Annotated in this window: 2 protein-coding genes; one reads left to right on the top strand and one right to left on the bottom strand. The window is 66.0% G+C overall.

Going from position 1 to position 2006, the window contains the following annotated elements:
• The first annotated feature begins 233 nt into the window (after window positions 1-233).
• The gene (locus tag K3M35_RS25610; RefSeq protein ID WP_220667265.1) at window positions 234-1427 is read left to right on the top strand and encodes an IS110 family transposase; all 1194 of its coding nucleotides are present in this window, start codon (window positions 234-236) and stop codon (window positions 1425-1427) included.
• A gap of 18 nt (window positions 1428-1445) precedes the next feature.
• Here the strand turns inward: K3M35_RS25610 and K3M35_RS25615 are convergent, their stop codons facing one another.
• Complete coding sequence (locus tag K3M35_RS25615) at window positions 1446-1925, bottom strand: GNAT family N-acetyltransferase (RefSeq protein WP_220667266.1); 480 nt, start codon at window positions 1923-1925, stop codon at window positions 1446-1448.
• Between the last annotated feature and the right edge of the window lie 81 nt (window positions 1926-2006).

Consider the following 2006-nt stretch of genomic DNA (forward strand, 5'->3'; position numbering starts at 1 on the left):
CCCCGTTACCTTCTTCGTAGTCCCGCACCGCGGGGCCACGGTCGCCAAGTTCGGTATGACTTCCTACCCCTGTCTCTCGAATGATCCGGGGGGTGGTGTCGCCGAGCCTGGTGGCGTCGATGGACCGCTGATAGGGACAGGGCCACCAGATTTACGGTAGGTCTCTTTGTAACGTGGGTGCCGGGTATCGATGCTGGATCGGCGACCGGTTGGACCGGACGAAAGACTGCTTCATGGACACGAGTTACGCCGTGTTTTGCGGCATCGACGTGGGTAAAAGCGATCATCACGCGGTCGGGTTGGACGCCGCCGGCAGCCGACTGTTCGACAAGGCACTGCCGAACGACGAAGCCCGCTTGCGTGCTGTGTTCGCTGATCTGGCCGCGCACGGACCGATCCTGGTGGTCGTCGATCAACCGAACACGATCGGCGCGCTGCCGGTCACCGTCGCCCGCGCCTGCGGCCACGACGTCGCCTACCTGCCGGGACTGTCGATGCGCCGGGTCGCTGACCTGTATCCGGGGCAGGCGAAAACCGATGCCCGCGACGCGTTCATCATCGCCGACACTGCCCGCACCATGCCTCACACACTGCGCCGGGTCGACGTCGGTGACGAGGCCCTGGCCGAACTCGGAGTGCTCATCGGGTTCGACGACGACCTCGCCGGTGAAGCCACCCGCATCAGCAACCGCATCCGCGGCCTGCTCACCGGCATCCACCCCGCCCTCGAACGAGTTCTGGGACCCCGGATCAGCCACCCCGCTGTCCTCGAGATCCTGTCTCGCTACGGCGGACCGGTCGGGATCCGGCAGGCCGGCAAACGCCGGATCACCACCCTCGCGGTCAAACACGCACCGCGGATGGGCACCCGACTGGCCGAGGAGATCTTCGCCGCCCTGGACGCCCAGACCGTGACGGTTCCCGGCAGCAAGGCCGCCGAGATCGTGTTGCCGAAACTCGCCGACTCGCTCAAAGAGGTGCTGCATCAACGCAGAACCATCGGGGACGACGTCGAGAGGATTCTCGACGATCACCCTCTTTCCCAGGTCCTGACCTCGATGCCCGGCATCGGTGTCAGGACCGCCGCGCGCATCCTCATCGAGATCGGTGACGGCTCGGGCTTCGCCACGGCCGGGCACCTCGCCGCCTACGCCGGCATCGCCCCGGTCACCCACCGCTCCGGCACCTCGATCCGCGGTGAACACCCGGCCCGCTCGGGCAACCGGAAACTCAAACGCGCCCTGTTCCTGTCGGCGTTCGCGGCCCTGCACGACCCGACCAGCCGCACCTACTACGACCGCAAACGAGCCGAAGGCAAGAGACACAACGCCGCCCTGATCTGCCTGGCCCGACGCCGCTGCGACGTCCTCCACGCCATGCTCAAGAACAAGACCCTCTACCGGCCACCAACCGCAGAAGCAGCGTAACCACGCCCAGCAGGCACGCTAACGCACTCGCTTCGCCAGATGGACAAGCGCATAGCCACCCGGCGTCGGAGTTCGGTGCGTTTCCTGATACCCGAACCGAGAGTAGAGCCGCAGGTTGCCGAGGCTGCGCTCACCGGTGAACAACTGCAGATCAGTGATCTGCTCAGGCAGTCGCTCTTCCACCAACTCGAGCAGCCGACTGCCCCGACCTCGACCCTGCATGTCCGGGGCCACGACCAGCCTTCCCAACTCGGCGGTGTGGGGGTCCGTCAGAGAGAGGTACACCCGCACGGCAGCGACGAGACGCCGGGAGTCATCGCGCAACCCGAACGCGATCACGTCGGGCTTCGCCAATTCGCTCACCACCTCGTCGAGGGACTGCATCAACGGGGGAAGGTTCACGTCCTCGTGGGCCTGAGCCTCAGTCACATACGCAGCCCGCTGCAACGTCAGCAGCTCACCCGCGTCCCCACCCGACAGCGTCACAACGGATTCCATGCGCGTCGACTATTCCAGCCCCTACCCGACCGCACTCCAGTGGCATCCCGAGCGGTTGACACCAACATAGGGACACCCCCC

The sequence above is a fragment of the Rhodococcus sp. DMU2021 genome (assembly GCF_019641445.1).
GTDB lineage: Bacteria > Actinomycetota > Actinomycetes > Mycobacteriales > Mycobacteriaceae > Rhodococcus > Rhodococcus pyridinivorans.